Annotated in this window: 14 protein-coding genes; 8 read left to right on the forward strand and 6 right to left on the reverse strand. The window is 52.1% G+C overall.

The features are described from left to right. Positions 1-118 precede the first annotated feature (118 nt). Positions 119-706: a zinc-binding dehydrogenase gene (locus ACLD1Y_RS16165; protein WP_429478887.1), complete on the forward strand. Its 588-nt coding sequence runs from the start codon at positions 119-121 to the stop codon at positions 704-706. 77 nt (positions 707-783) lie between these two features. Further along, the gene (locus ACLD1Y_RS16170) at positions 784-2,103 is read left to right on the forward strand and encodes an MFS transporter (protein ID WP_429478889.1); all 1,320 of its coding nucleotides are present in this window, start codon (positions 784-786) and stop codon (positions 2,101-2,103) included. 33 nt (positions 2,104-2,136) lie between these two features. On the opposite strand, the gene ACLD1Y_RS16175 is transcribed toward ACLD1Y_RS16170, so the two are convergent. The 4 genes from ACLD1Y_RS16175 to ACLD1Y_RS16190 all read right to left on the reverse strand — a co-directional run bounded on the left by ACLD1Y_RS16175 (position 2,137) and on the right by ACLD1Y_RS16190 (position 4,922). Next, positions 2,137-2,979 (reverse strand): GntR family transcriptional regulator, encoded by an 843-nt coding sequence (locus ACLD1Y_RS16175; RefSeq protein WP_429479101.1) that lies wholly within the window; start codon positions 2,977-2,979, stop codon positions 2,137-2,139. A 578-nt stretch (positions 2,980-3,557) separates the two neighbouring features. Then, positions 3,558-3,941, reverse strand: a complete 384-nt coding sequence (locus ACLD1Y_RS16180; RefSeq protein ID WP_429478890.1) for a hypothetical protein — start codon at positions 3,939-3,941, stop codon at positions 3,558-3,560. A 91-nt stretch (positions 3,942-4,032) separates the two neighbouring features. Then, positions 4,033-4,479 carry a hypothetical protein gene (locus tag ACLD1Y_RS16185; protein ID WP_429478891.1) on the reverse strand — a complete coding sequence of 149 codons (447 nt, stop codon included), beginning with the start codon at positions 4,477-4,479 and terminating at the stop codon, positions 4,033-4,035. A 47-nt stretch (positions 4,480-4,526) separates the two neighbouring features. Beyond that, positions 4,527-4,922 (reverse strand): DUF6957 family protein, encoded by a 396-nt coding sequence (locus ACLD1Y_RS16190; RefSeq protein ID WP_314481801.1) that lies wholly within the window; start codon positions 4,920-4,922, stop codon positions 4,527-4,529. 257 nt (positions 4,923-5,179) lie between these two features. Here ACLD1Y_RS16190 and ACLD1Y_RS16195 point away from each other — a divergent pair, with 257 nt between their 5' ends. Beyond that, positions 5,180-5,677: a transcriptional regulator gene (locus ACLD1Y_RS16195; RefSeq protein WP_314481797.1), complete on the forward strand. Its 498-nt coding sequence runs from the start codon at positions 5,180-5,182 to the stop codon at positions 5,675-5,677. Between the two features lie 349 nt (positions 5,678-6,026). Then, positions 6,027-6,362: a hypothetical protein gene (locus tag ACLD1Y_RS16200; protein WP_314481794.1), complete on the forward strand. Its 336-nt coding sequence runs from the start codon at positions 6,027-6,029 to the stop codon at positions 6,360-6,362. Positions 6,363-6,602: 240 nt separating this feature from the next. Here the strand turns inward: ACLD1Y_RS16200 and ACLD1Y_RS16205 are convergent, their stop codons facing one another. Next, positions 6,603-7,433 carry a hypothetical protein gene (locus ACLD1Y_RS16205; RefSeq protein WP_429478892.1) on the reverse strand — a complete coding sequence of 277 codons (831 nt, stop codon included), beginning with the start codon at positions 7,431-7,433 and terminating at the stop codon, positions 6,603-6,605. Between the two features lie 255 nt (positions 7,434-7,688). Between ACLD1Y_RS16205 and ACLD1Y_RS16210 the strand changes: the two genes are divergently transcribed. The 4 genes from ACLD1Y_RS16210 to ACLD1Y_RS16225 all read left to right on the forward strand — a co-directional run bounded on the left by ACLD1Y_RS16210 (position 7,689) and on the right by ACLD1Y_RS16225 (position 10,407). Then, entirely contained in the window at positions 7,689-8,018 is a 330-nt protein-coding gene (locus ACLD1Y_RS16210) for a hypothetical protein (RefSeq protein ID WP_429478893.1), read from the forward strand. 312 nt (positions 8,019-8,330) lie between these two features. Next, positions 8,331-8,603, forward strand: a complete 273-nt coding sequence (locus ACLD1Y_RS16215) for a hypothetical protein (RefSeq protein WP_314481785.1) — start codon at positions 8,331-8,333, stop codon at positions 8,601-8,603. Between the two features lie 35 nt (positions 8,604-8,638). Next, a complete protein-coding gene (locus tag ACLD1Y_RS16220) occupies positions 8,639-9,283 on the forward strand; it encodes a hypothetical protein (RefSeq protein ID WP_314481782.1) in 645 nt (214 codons plus the stop codon). Next, a complete protein-coding gene (locus ACLD1Y_RS16225; protein WP_429478894.1) occupies positions 9,280-10,407 on the forward strand; it encodes a hypothetical protein in 1,128 nt (375 codons plus the stop codon). Before ACLD1Y_RS16220 ends, ACLD1Y_RS16225 begins: the two co-directional genes overlap by 4 nt. Positions 10,408-10,652: 245 nt before the next feature. Here the strand turns inward: ACLD1Y_RS16225 and ACLD1Y_RS16230 are convergent, their stop codons facing one another. Then, positions 10,653-13,250, reverse strand: a complete 2,598-nt coding sequence (locus ACLD1Y_RS16230; RefSeq protein WP_429478896.1) for an AAA family ATPase — start codon at positions 13,248-13,250, stop codon at positions 10,653-10,655. Between the last annotated feature and the right edge of the window lie 89 nt (positions 13,251-13,339).

A 13,339-nucleotide genomic window follows, 5' to 3' on the forward strand; every position in this document is an offset into this window, starting at 1 on the left:
CGCTGGAATAGGACTTTCGCATCATCTGCACACCTCGGGTTTGGGCGCCATCATAGCGCCCTATTGATGTGTCCAAATTCATTAGGCCAGTTCAAGCCCGCTCCCTGAAGGCTTAGATATGGGAAGCGGCGCTCTGATCGAGCCCTTGGCATGTGTACTACACGGTTTCCGCCGCTCTCCATCAATGCGACATAAAAGAGTGCTGGTTTACGGTGCGGGCTCAATTGGTTTGCTGGCCACCGCTGTGGCGCGGGCCGAAGGAGCGACATCAATTGATATCATCGAGCCTAGCAAGGTGAGACGCGATGCAGCGATTGAGTTCGGTGCTACAAAGGTATTTGCACCAGGCCAACGCACGACTGAGCGCGATATCGATATCGTAATTGAAGCCAGTGGGCATATCAGCGCTGTATCGGACGCAATTAAACGTCTCGCATATCGTGGAACGCTTCTACAGATGGGGGTATGCAGCCCTGAAGATCATATCCACCTGCACCCTTACGATTTGTTCGACAGAGAACTCACATTGTCCGGGTCGCAATCTCTCGAGTCATCCTATCCCGACGCGATAAAGAAGATTACCGACTTGCCGAACCTGGCAGAGCGCATGGTGAGTCACACCTTCCCACTGGCTAACTTCGCTGACGCTCTAGAAGCAGCTCGTTCCGAAGGCGCTCGGAAAGTGCAAATCCTGCCCCAAGTGTAATACCACCTGAATTCGTAACACCCATTAGCGTGCTGGAATATTCAGCGCGCTGCCTTTGATCACCCGGAGAATAACAAATGACCGTTAATAAGGTTTCCGGATTCAGCAATGCAGCTCCTGCTTCAACCGTTATCGAACGCAGTGGCCTGCCGCCGTCGTTGATATGGGGTTTTATCGGCCTGCTTTTGTTCATGATCGGCGACGGGGTTGAGTCTGGATTTATCGCGCCCTTCATGACTGAGAAGCTCGGTTCAATGCACCAAGCTGCTATTGCGATCACGCTTTATGGCTTTACTGTGACGCTTGGTTCTTGGTTGGCCGGAGCGCTGTCAGATGTATGGGGGCCACGCCGAGTTATGCTACTTGGACTCACCATTTGGGTAGTTTTCGAAGTGCTCTTCCTCGGCTGGGCAGTGCCGTCACAAAACTTTGAATTGATGATGGCGTTCTATGGACTGAGGGGTTTTGGATATCCATTCTTCGCGTATGGCTTCCTCGTATGGGTGCTTTCTGCTACTGAAGCACGCCGCCTAGGGTCAGCTGTAGGCTGGTTCTACTTCGCATTCACGGGCGGCCTCCCCACTCTGGGTTCTCTCTTCGCAAGTGCTTCTGAACCGCTAATTGGTGAATATGCGACGCTCTGGATATCGTTGGGGTTATTGATTACAGGCGGGATTACCGCCTTGATAGGTCTGCGAGGTAAAGCTGGCGGTGATCGGTTGGCGCCAGAAGGCGTAACAGCAGTTCAAAGCATTATTGCCAGCTTCACAATCGCCTTTTCGAATCCCAAAATTGGAATGGGTTGCCTAATACGCATAGTCAATACAGCGCCCCAATTTGGATTCTTGGTTTTCCTCCCAACCATTTTTGGTGAAGAGCTGGGGTTCGGGACTGCCGGATGGCTGAAGCTTGTGTTTACCCTAGGTGCCGCGAATATTTTTGCGAATCTTTTTTTCGGCGTCCTCAGCGATAAGCTGGGGTGGCACTTCACTCTTCGGTGGTTTGGATGCGTCGGATGTGCTGTCAGCACCCTGTGCCTTTACTACCTTCCACACTATTTTCCTGGGCAGTATTGGATCGCAGTCCTGTGCGCTGCCTTCTATGGAGTTGCTCTAGCGGGCTTTACGCCAATATCAGTCTTAATGTCACTGATCGCACCTGAGCAAAAGGGAAACGCGATTGCGGTTTTGAACCTCGGAGCAGGTGCCGCGACGTTCGTAGGCCCTCTAGTGGTGGCAGTTTTCATGAGTTCGATCGGTGCGGGCGGGGTGACAATCATTTTCGCTGCAATGTATGTCCTAGCAGGCCTCTCAGTCCGCTGGCTCACCATTCCTGAAGAGTCACGCGTCGCTGTCGAGAAAGGAAAAACGCTGCAAGAGCTTGCTGATCCAATCTGATTTGTACAGTTTCAGCGGTCGCGCGATAGACCCTTATCGCGCGCCCAACTGGACGGTGCTGACATTGACCTCTAGGGGAATCACATCACTACTCACCCAAGTGTCATAGATATCGAAACGCTGTCCATCTTGCGACCACGATACAGACCGAATGTGAAGGACGGGGCTACCCTCAGGAATCTGCAAGTGATGTGACACTGGATGAACTGCAGCCATCGCCCGGATGGTTCTATTTGCGCCCGCCAAAGAATACCCCGCTTCAGTTAAAAGCTCACTGAACGAAGCATCACCGCTCAAAACCCCAACTGCGCCCTCTATGGTAGAGACCAGAAAGGGTGGGCTGTAGTTGAAACTATAAAGAGCGGGCTTTCCGTCCAGGCAACGAAGACGCTCAAGACAGTACCCTTCGGTATGTGCAGGAATATTGAGAGCGACGCACGCAAATGGAGGCAGCTCAGCTCTGCCGGAGCTTAGAACTTGCGTTGTGACAGATCGGTTTTGATGGCCCATCGCGTTTTCCAAGAAGCCTTGGACGCCTTGTATCATCCACCCGTGATTTTCCTCAGGGACTAACGCATATACTCCTCGTCCGTTGACCCTCGTCGCGCAGCCACGAGTTTCAAGCAGCCTTAGAGCCTGCCTAACAGTAGCCCGAGATAAGCTGAACTCCGTGCAGAGGTCATTTTCGCTCGGAAGCCTTGATCCGGCTTCTATATCACCCAACGCGATTCGGTGCTCCAACACGTCGGACAATTGCTGGTAGTAAGGCGTTGTAGATAAGCGATCAATCGAGGTTGCGGCGATGGTAGTCATTGATTCTGCTAACTGGTTTTGAGACAGATACGTACAGTACATACAGCTTAGCTCCCGCGCCATAGGGAGCCAAGCAAATTCCAGCAGGCTCCCCCAGGTCTGGACACCCCACAACAGCGCCAAAAGATAATTTTTTAGAAACCGCCGAAGGATTAATCGCTTTCACAGCCCTGCCGCCTTCTAGAGATGGGGTTTCCTACGAGCTCAGCTGTGTATCTCTCGCGAGAGTGAGTTTGTCATTAACCGGCTTAACGTCCAGAACCGCATTGATTGGTTGTGCTCATATGGCAGTGAAAAACGCCAGATTGAAAGTCCTTCTCCTTCGACTTAACGTCACCCAGACCCTATGTGAATTCGCCGGCAAGTAGTTCAACAAGAAAACGTTTGCTGAACAAGCGTTCAATAAGCCTCAGAAAGCACTCCGCTGACTTCCCTGGTTTGCATGACAGCGGACACGGACTTGGTGACAAATGTACCAAGACCTAAATTCGGGGTGACTACAAATGGCCCATCGCGGCTGTACAACTCAAAGATACCGGAAGCAATAGTGATGACCTTGCCTTTCCTCAAGAGCATGAATCCACCTCGACCCATAACTCACAACAGCAAGCAGAGGCCTCCCCTGCCCCACCAATGAAATATCACTGCAAGATCCGAGGAGTCGGATGGTACGGCCCCTTAGTAGTACGCAGAAAATCACGCAAGCTCGCGCGGCCATTTTGGCGCTGAAAAGTCGCCAAGACATAACGGCTATTCTCCGTCGTCATTATCCAGAACCGCCCCTCGCGCTCGACTTTCAGCACGTCAGAAGTACGGATCAAATGACCGTCGCCAAACCGCCCGTACTGATCCTTGCGCTTGTGACCGAAGACCACACCGATACCTGCGCGCGACCTGATGAAAACTCCACAAAGGTAAGCGGTCACCGGAACATCAAAGCCTTGCTGCTGAGCCCGAATGATTCGCACGAGGTCAAAATCCGTATGCCGCTTCCCATGAAAATTCACATCAATCGTATCCAGCATTCATTGCTCTCCGTTAGCGGAATGTATGGCTTTACCAGGAACTGCGCACGCTACCAAGCGTGCTGGTATCGTGCGAAAAACTTGGTATATTTCAGGCTGATCGAATCATACTTTCGAGAAAAATCGGCCGATGATTTTTGAGCGAGTCGACACGAAAACCCGAGCGGTGCGAGCTGTGGTATACAAGCCCAGCTTTAACCTCGATTAGGCAGACTTCAAAGTCATCACCGTCGTCACCAACTGTCACTTTAACTACGCGATCCATACTCCAGCCGTCACGGCTATTCATCCATGGCGGGGTGACTACACATACGTCGACTATCATCTCCTCAGCGCTTTGCTGCACAAGCATTTGCTGCAGTTTGTGCTCACCTTCAATCATGCGTGTGAACTCGGTGCTGCGGCCTTGCTCGGTGATTCGGACGGTAAGGTGATACCAGTGCGATCTAAGTACCCGTGACACACCCTGCCAGTGCATCAAGCCTTCGCCGAACAATCCTGGAATGCCAATAGCGTCTGAGTCTTCGGTTCTGAACATCAGGTGCCTCAGTTTTCTGCGGGCGCAAAGCAGCCCGGTTGGTTAATTCAAAATAGAGAAAAGATCTCTTTAATGGTTGCTGATTTGCGATGACCCGGCCCGAGAAGCACGTAGACGCTATTCCGAGTTTCGAACAGAAAGCCGTCGTTGAATGCAGTACCAATACTCGATCTCACCCACTGGCCTGGCTCGAAACGCCTCTGCTCATCGTCCACGACTTTGTGAGCAAACATAAACATTGGTTGGCAGCCTGCAGCGGCTACTTTGGCTCGCTCGCGGTCGGTGACGATGGCGTCCAGGATGATCCACTCCTCAACAGCACATAGAGGCAGTCGTTTGTATCGTGTTCTGGCTGCTGTCATCGCGTCTTCCAGGCTGAGTTCTGAGCCCGTTAGAGGGGCTCCGCTGCCTCCCAAAAGCCCTTCATCGACAACTCCAACCATGTGCGACCCCTTGAATCCATTTATGAGTGATAAAGCCCGCCTTACGGGAAGCTGGCAGCGAGTAGCGAGTAGCGAGCTATTTTTTATGGACACCGAAACGTGCTCAGCTAATTTCCATGAATTGTCAAAACCGCGACAGAAAGCATGGTCTTGGGTCGTCTTGCCCCTCGCCTCAGCATGATATGCGCAATATTACCTCATTTTGACATTTAACGGAAACCCTCCTGTGTGGCTATATCCTGACTTTTGAGTGAGCCATGCAACTTAGAATCGCACTCGCTGGCGCAATCCGAGCCCTACGCCTGCAGCGTCAGCTTCGACACGAAGATCTTTCCGACGCTTCCGCGAAATCCAAACTCAGCGCCCTTGAGCGAGGCGAAACAAGTATTACCCTTGAGAAGTTCGAGAACCTTGCTGAGGGCCTTCGAATAGACCCTCTGGCCCTACTCGCCTTGTGTCTATCCAAACGTCTAAATACCCCCTATCCCGCTCTAATGGAGACGGCTTTAAAGCAGCTTCGAGCTTTTGAGAAAGAAGGAGGGCTGGGGATTCTTGCAGAACAGTTTCCTGACGGAGAAGTCTGCCGCCGTAAGCCAGGCAAGCCTCAGAATAGGGTGAGCGAAAACGTCGTTCGCGAGCTCAAGGCGGCAGGGATGAATCAATCGCAGATTGCACGCGAAACAGGCCTAGCTCTATCGACTGTCCATCGATACTGGAAGAGGATTAACGCTACCGATACTGAAGCGAATGGATGATGAGCATCGAGTTGGTTTCGTGGACGACTTCGGTAATTCCGACCAGGAGGCATCGAAAGGCGGAATCTCTGGCTTCTCCGTCGTTTCTGCCATTCTCGTAACTGATCAAGATCTGGAGGTCATGTACGAACAAACGAAGGCCTGTAAAAACTTCACTTTCGGGCCGGGGATATCGACTCAAGGAACCTGAAGTCCAAGGACGCCAACCGCCACGTCCAGATGTTGAATGACTTGGCGGTGATACCATTCAAGCCGTACTTTTCAACTGTCGATAAATTTCGGATCCATAACGACGAAAAACTTCGTTTCAAAACCTCGTTCATTAAGCACTACCCAGTTGAGGCGTTCTATGAGTTCAGAGCTAACTGAAGAAGAAATGCGTCGTGCCCTATTCGGTGCGGCTCCGCCCGGAGTCCAGGCTTCTATTACTCCGGTGCAGGAGCCTGCGCCAGAGGTTGTTTTCACCAAGCCAGTAGCAACTCACGCAGCCAAAAAGAACGTGGGGAAAGCAATTACGTCCAGGCTTAGGGTTACGCTCCGTGTTGGGAACGAATTCGAAGGGACGATGCACGAGCTGATCCACGAGGCCGACACGCTGAGCTCGCTGCTTGCTGGGCAGGAAGCTATGAGGGCCGCAAGGAAGAAGTACAAGTATGTGGAATTTGTATCGGTTAAATCGATGTAGACTACGCAGTAGGGCCACTAGATAAACCAATTTTGGACGGTCAATAGTAGGAATACCCAGCGCCTACTTGCCATGTATGTAGCGATGACGCCCCAAACTCACCCTGGCAATAGACAGACGAGCGCTAGGCGAGGGAGAAGCATTTGAGGCCAGCTACGCGAGCAGGGTTGGAACATCCAGCTTTGTAGCCTTCTGAATGCCAACCCCAACCCATTCCGTGACGGAAATGACCAGACCGCCTTAAACGCCGGAATCGCTCACAGGCTTCTTCCAACGCCATCTCAAACGGTCATCCTGATCCAAAACCCACAAGCCCGACCAGATCGCCAGCCAGAACTGAGCCGTCAACAGCCATCGGTTGCTCATGACCCACCCGATAGCCTTGGCGCCCACGCGCACCCATGGGGCAGCATATTTTGGCCCACCGTCAGCTACAGGAACATACATGCCCGAGTAGGAGTAGGTGCCAAACCATCGCCAATAAATTTCGAGCTCCTGTTTGGCAAATTTCACCGCATCCAAATTCCAATCCATGTCCCAGCGCTTAGACCACTGGGAGTTCCATGTCGATGTTTGAGTTAAGGTCTGAGTCAGACCATCCGGAACAACGATGTTGTGACCATTGCTCAGATCGATGCTGCAGTGGATGAGGCGATAGGTATCTAAAGAGAACCGCACCCTGTCGTTCGTCACCTCGATCAGCTCGCACACTGGCTGGTTAATCAATTTGAAAATGGCCGGTGACGTGTCCAAATCAACTGCGATGATCCTGTCTTGGTATTTCACACCCATGCCGCGACCTTCGAATACACATTCGAGGCGGTTAACTGTGCCTTCCATTGACCTCAAAGCGATTCTGGATTCCTGAGGCTGCGCGTCTGTGGATTCCGCGAGATAAACGCTGTACTCCAAATACTCGCCGAGCGGATTCCAAAACGAACCCAGGTCATGCTTGCTCGTCCAGCGACGATGAGAATGGAGGTAGGTTTTATAGAACAATGCCCTCTCTACCTTTCTCCAGCACCAGCCAGCTACAAATCCAACGACGCCCAAAGGAATTGAAAGGGCCATTCACTTTTCCTTTTGACTAAACATTGCAGCGGTCGCACACCCGTGTACCACCGTCCAGAAATGACTATCTTGCCACATGCGGCACTAGGGAAGTTATGGGGGCCAACAAACGAAAATACAATCAGCATGATTTCTGCCAGCTCAACTATCCTCCCTTCCACAATGCACCAGTGGACGAAGATTGAGGTTGTAAAAAGCATGAAGAAAAGAAGACCATCGACGGCCTAGCCCCATTACATTGCAAGGATGCTCTGCATGCAAGCCAAAACGCTCAAATCCCTTATCTCTGAACACGGTGTTTCCTTCGACGCGACGACCATCATGAACGCACTGGTCAAAACCGGGCATGCGGAGGTGTTCCAGTACCCCAGCACGACGGGGAGCGGAGTGATGAAGTCATTCAAGCGTCTCACGGATCTAGCTGAACCCTTCGGGATCAATAAGAGTTCAACGGGCCACCCGTTCAAAACTGAGCCGAAATTCTACGCCGAAGCCTTCGCTGATTTGCTTAGTGTGGTGGTGCGTCAACTTCATGAAGAAACAACCGTGCTCGCAGCAGCATGTGGGGGACTGAAGGATGTTTGATCACAACGCCCACCCCTAACCCAAAACCAAGTAGTGGGAGCTACCAGCGTTGCTGGCAACGACTTAAATAGCTGGAACATCTGGGCCAGGCCCTGGGCGATGCAGGCGGAGTGCACAGGCGTGAAGATGGACGCCTGCTTGGCCAAGACCGGTCAGCACGAACGGGCTAGATTTACGAAAGCCGACCCAAAACGGATATATCAAATACTCGCCTTGGCCAGCTCCCAGCGCTGGTACGCGCGCCCGCCAATCGTTACTGCCACACGGTGATGACAGGCTTCGCCCATCGCGCGATCTACCTAAGGAACAGCAATGATCGACACCGTACACAACCAGCGTCTAGTAAAAGCCTACGAACGCATTGATTTCATAGGAACGGCTACAGACCTTGAAAGCCTCGTGCTGTTGTTTGGCAGAGCATACGGATATATCGAATCGCTTCGTGACACCAATGTATTGCCCAGTGGCACGTTTGCAAACATGGAGAAGCAAGCACGGGCGAACTTCGAAACGACCAACGCCCGCCTAGGAGCCAACGCCCGATCGCCTGAACTCGTAGCGCCATCGTGGAATACTAAAAAGTGAGGCTGGGCTAGGAACCACATTTGAAGGGAAGATCAGTGAACGCATTACAGGCAATCAGCAAGGCGCTTCAAATGAAGCTTGCAGCCTTTCAGAGGTGTCCTCAAGAGGAGGATGAAGAACACCTGCGCGGAGCAGCGCTTCTCGCAATCGATGTAGGAATCATCATGAACGCTCCAGCACTCCTAACCGAAGCACAGCAAGTGATCAGTTGGATTGAGGAATGGACTACTGAGCAGTGGCATGATCATGCGGCCGCAATGGAAGAAAGCCATCTGGCCTGGGAAAAAAGCCAAGAGCCTTTGTACGAATCGAATCGATTGGCAAAGGCTCTTGTGGGCCGCGAGTACAATGACCCAAGATGGGTCGAGCTTGTAGACGCATACCGCGAGGCCTTCCCTACATTCATCGTACGCAATTGCGTGTTTGCAAGGCTTTCCCCAAAACAGATGGCATTTCGACTCCGCGATTTTTTGAGCAAAACCATCCAGGAAAAAAAGCTTGGCCGAACCCCGACCGAGCCCGACATGTTGGAGTGCCTACCTGAAGCGAAAGCCCGACTTCAAACCCAGATACTGAGCTATCTAGAGCGGGCGCTACCAGGCTTCGATTTCGACGGCCATCCAATTCTTGAACGATACTCAGAAACGCGCACTGACACGCTATTTAAGGGGAGAATATGAGCGTAGAGAAGAACGGATTTCGAGACATCTTCAACTTGGAGCACCACCTCCCCTCTGAGGGAGAGTTTACAATTGGCCCCTACCGGATCAGCGTCAGCAAGGGGCTCATTGAAGCCGACTTTGCCCGGTCGCAACGGCTTGTATTTGGTTCCGCCTTCCGATCTTCCGGGCTTATGAACACCGTAACTGAAGAGCCAGCAACTTCAGGCTCTTGGGGCGTAACGGCTGCGGTGGCTGAGCACGAGGGGTTAGATCAAGCCTCAGTCCTCCTGCCCGACAATCCGTGGGTGAATGGAGCCTATGACCTGTCTGTCATCCTTTCTCTTCTTACCGGTCGCCATGTGCGCGTAGGGAACGATGCTGAACCCTATTTGCCTATTTCTGCTGGCTTGGGTCTAACTAGCAAAAACTTTTTCCGCACTCATCCTGCGATCGATTGGTCATTACTTCCAGCATTACGGGCAGCTGGCGCTGGCGAAGCGATGGAAGCGGTGATGCTAGCAATGACAAACAGTAATATGGGCGTGAAAGTCGCGATGGGATCGGCGGCGCTCGACGGCCTCAACACCCGATGGTTTAGCGCCTCTGACACTAATCGTTATACCAGGGAAGTGAAAGAGCAGGTCAAGGCCGCATCGCTGGCCTTCAAGGCTCATCTGGAAACAGCAGGCATAAGCCAGGATCTCATTGCTGACATGATGCCCCGCCTGCCAAACGTTGCGAATGAATCTGCGCTCGCTAAGCTCACAGCCTTCTTGAAGGCCTGTGGCATGTATCCGGAAAATCCTAATGAAGAGGCCCCGAAACGGCTCAAATGGCTGAACGTGCTTCGAAATTCCATTGCCCATTCGGGCTCAATTAAGTTCGATATTGCGGAAACCCCTGAGGTGTCCTTCCAGGTAGCGGGCGCTATAGCGCTGCTGCTCCAGGACATCAGCCGAATTTACATTGCGAAATACCTACTCAAGATCGAAGATCGGGGTGTTGATGAAGCGCAACAGGCCGTGATGACCTTCTTCCTGAATGGAAAGTACAATGGCCAAGACATCATTGCAGAGGACTATGAGACCTACCGGCAGCGGTTGATCGACCACTACGAAGAATTTGGCAATCTTGACCTCTAAGGCAAAAGTTGTTTGGGGAGAGCAGAAATACTCTCTCAATCATAACAAGAGCCACTGTCCTTCTATGACTATTCACCAAAGATCGTGGCAGGCAGGGTGGTGAATAGCTAGGGTGAACACCTACATCCCAAAATACAAATCAGGCCTTTTGCTGATAGTTAAAAGTCTGGACATTCTGAAAATCGAAAGGTCTGCGGAGGTCAGAATCGGAAGGCCCAACTCGATTCTAACCTCTATTCAACAGGTCAAGCGGCTCGAGACCCAAACTCCGCAATCCAGCGTTGCAAGCCCGTGACATCGACTTCAAATACATCCAGTTCAAGTGTGCTGCTGGGCTTCTCGTCGGACTGAGCATGTTCAAATACTGAGTAGCGGGTCATCAGGTCATCAATGAATACGCAGTCTTCATTCGTCACCTTAGCAACCTTGTGCAGCTTGCCTTGAGTATTGATCGCGCGTCTGAAGCGGCCTACGACATCCGCCAAAAGAATGTGCTCAACCGTTTTCTCGACGATCACCCTGAAGTCACTGCATGCGCTTTTGCCTAGCGTCTCGTAATCGTCGACCTCAACCCTGTCCTGGTGTTTTTTCAGACGCGTAATAGTGTTGTCGATTAATCCGCGAAGTGCGCTCTCCGGCTTCAGGTCTCGAGCGCTAGCGGTAGCGACGATTCCTGCCACCTTGTCCATTCGCCTTAGAGAGACCAATGTCGGCTTAACGGAAGGCATTCCTGGCATCTTGTTCCATTTTTCCGTAACCGCGTCGACTAATGCCACTAGAGAGAGCCGGTGAGTAAAAATGATGACCTGTCGAGTCGCTGATAAGGACACCAAACGCTCGACGACTCTCTCCTCAAAATCTTGGTCAAGCGACGAAATTGGATCATCAAAAATGAAGGGGGCAAGTTGGTTCGAGCCCGTGGTGTCTGCCAGAAACGCAGCCAATGCGGCAATTCTAGTTTCACCCTCGCTCAATATGTAATCCAGGCCATGTGAGCCATACGCACCGACGAGATTCAATCCGAAGGTGATCTTCCCTTTACCACCCGATTTACTCTGCGGAGCAATTGGCATGCGGTGGCCGCCCAATAGCTTCAGTTCCTCTAGGAATCGCGTTTGATAACCAGCGTCCAGCTCGGTTTTGGCCAACTCATTTTTCTTGGAGGTCAGGGAGTTGGTAGCGGCTGAACGGGAGGCTTTGTCTATTGCCGCAACGGCGATCAACCTAGCCCTTTCAGCACTGATTGACGCCTTGTTCTGTGAAAGCCATTGCTTGGCTTGGAGTTGCTGGACTTGGTTCTGCACTGCCTGACGATGTTCATCTTGTAACAGGGCAGACAGGCTCGCTTCCTCGGTGATCAAATCTGCAGACTTGGTTTTTACCGCTTCACTGATACTCGTCCAGTCGAAAGCTTGCAAGGTGCCAACAGGGCTTCCCAGTACGACTTGATCACGCCTCGTTTTGAGCATGCCAAGCCACGTGATCGCATCGGCTTCCTCGAAGCCCAACGTGGACATGTGAACGATCCAGTCGGCTTGCCCTGGAAGAGTTGGCAAGCGGGCTTTGTGGTCAGTAAAACTTTTTTCAGCCTTCTTGGCGGCTGTCTCAAGGCCGTCAGTGACGAACTTCTCAAAACCAGCCAGGCGGGCTTTGGCATCCTCGTCAAGGCTTTGATGGCAAAGCACGCAGCGTGAGTCAGCTGCAATATTGGGAAACTGAGATTCTGTGTAGGCCGTGCCGTTGGAGTACGCGCGTGCGTACTCCCACATATCCTGCCAGGTCGCAGAGCCAACACCGTCGAGCTCGGCTTTACCGAAAATCGCTGCCGCCGCTTCCTGGCTCGAATTCCTGGCCTTAACAGCGGCGTTTTTCAGGGTCTCTAGCGTACCTGCCGTCGCATCGTTCAATCCCTGCTGAAGTGTCGACATTGCTGTTTCAATACTTTTCAGCGCAGTTTTTTCTTTGCTGATGCTCAGCAGCCGACCCGCAATATCCTTCTCTGCGAGTAAGGCCTCTTTCTCGATGCGTTCCCGATCAAGAAGATCGGTGTACAGACATTCCTTATCAATAATCGCGGTCGTGGTTGAACTCTTCAGGCCTTGAAGCCATTTTGCTTCTGCGGTGTGATTTAGCGTTTCTGGAATGGCGGGTAACGCTTTGCTGAGCAGTGATTTCTCTCTTGCAAGCTCTGCGCTAACAGCGTCCGCTGTGACAATCAGCGCGGATACAAACTTCATCCGACTGGGCTCGTAGCATGCCTCAGTCCTGCCCATGTATTGCTGGGCAGCCTTGCTATCAAACACCTGTGCGTGTCTTAGCGCTTTGTGGGCCCCGCTAGGAATGTCCCAGTGAATATCAGCCGGCTTACCGTCAATTGACACCTTGAAATGAGCACGACAGGGGGTAGGTTTTGGATCGAAGACGTTGCTTCGTATCTCGTCCTTGGATCTTGATCCGCAGATCTCCTTTAGCAGCCTTGCAAACCCGCTCTTGCCAGTTCCATTCTGTCCGTAGATCACTGAGAGATTACTTTTGCCGAATTGGAGGTTGGCGCCAGCCTTGATGGCGTTCAGCCCATGCACATCCAAGATCTCCTCGATCCGAAGCAAAGGTCTATTGGCTACCTGCGACAGCGTTCCAGGAGTAACTGTTAAAAAGCGTGGGTCAGCCTCGTCCTTGGCTTCGAGCTTGCAAAGCGTGGCAAGCGTTTTGATTTCATCTTGATTCAGCTGCCGCTTCGAGTCGATCAGCATACGAGCTGCGGTCTGTAGCCATTTGGGCCGTCCGTTCAACCAAATCTCAAAATCATCGGCTACAACCGGTTCTGTCTCAATTATCGACATGGCAGACCTACCTCACGAGGGAATCCATGAGCGTAGATGCAATATGGCCTTTTGCCTCTACCTAGCCACCATAATGGTTACAAGATGTG

The sequence above is a fragment of the Pseudomonas sp. 18175 genome, assembly GCF_050432925.1.
GTDB lineage: Bacteria > Pseudomonadota > Gammaproteobacteria > Pseudomonadales > Pseudomonadaceae > Aquipseudomonas.

Coding starts and splice junctions, on each gene's coding strand:
- ACLD1Y_RS16165 (WP_429478887.1), top strand. CDS start 119: ATGGGAAGCGGCGCTCTGATCGAGCCCTTGGCATGTGTACTACACGGT.
- ACLD1Y_RS16170 (WP_429478889.1), top strand. CDS start 784: ATGACCGTTAATAAGGTTTCCGGATTCAGCAATGCAGCTCCTGCTTCA.
- ACLD1Y_RS16175 (WP_429479101.1), bottom strand. CDS start 2,979: ATGGCGCGGGAGCTAAGCTGTATGTACTGTACGTATCTGTCTCAAAAC.
- ACLD1Y_RS16180 (WP_429478890.1), bottom strand. CDS start 3,941: ATGCTGGATACGATTGATGTGAATTTTCATGGGAAGCGGCATACGGAT.
- ACLD1Y_RS16185 (WP_429478891.1), bottom strand. CDS start 4,479: ATGTTCAGAACCGAAGACTCAGACGCTATTGGCATTCCAGGATTGTTC.
- ACLD1Y_RS16190 (WP_314481801.1), bottom strand. CDS start 4,922: ATGGTTGGAGTTGTCGATGAAGGGCTTTTGGGAGGCAGCGGAGCCCCT.
- ACLD1Y_RS16195 (WP_314481797.1), top strand. CDS start 5,180: ATGCAACTTAGAATCGCACTCGCTGGCGCAATCCGAGCCCTACGCCTG.
- ACLD1Y_RS16200 (WP_314481794.1), top strand. CDS start 6,027: ATGAGTTCAGAGCTAACTGAAGAAGAAATGCGTCGTGCCCTATTCGGT.
- ACLD1Y_RS16205 (WP_429478892.1), bottom strand. CDS start 7,433: ATGGCCCTTTCAATTCCTTTGGGCGTCGTTGGATTTGTAGCTGGCTGG.
- ACLD1Y_RS16210 (WP_429478893.1), top strand. CDS start 7,689: ATGCAAGCCAAAACGCTCAAATCCCTTATCTCTGAACACGGTGTTTCC.
- ACLD1Y_RS16215 (WP_314481785.1), top strand. CDS start 8,331: ATGATCGACACCGTACACAACCAGCGTCTAGTAAAAGCCTACGAACGC.
- ACLD1Y_RS16225 (WP_429478894.1), top strand. CDS start 9,280: ATGAGCGTAGAGAAGAACGGATTTCGAGACATCTTCAACTTGGAGCAC.
- ACLD1Y_RS16230 (WP_429478896.1), bottom strand. CDS start 13,250: ATGTCGATAATTGAGACAGAACCGGTTGTAGCCGATGATTTTGAGATT.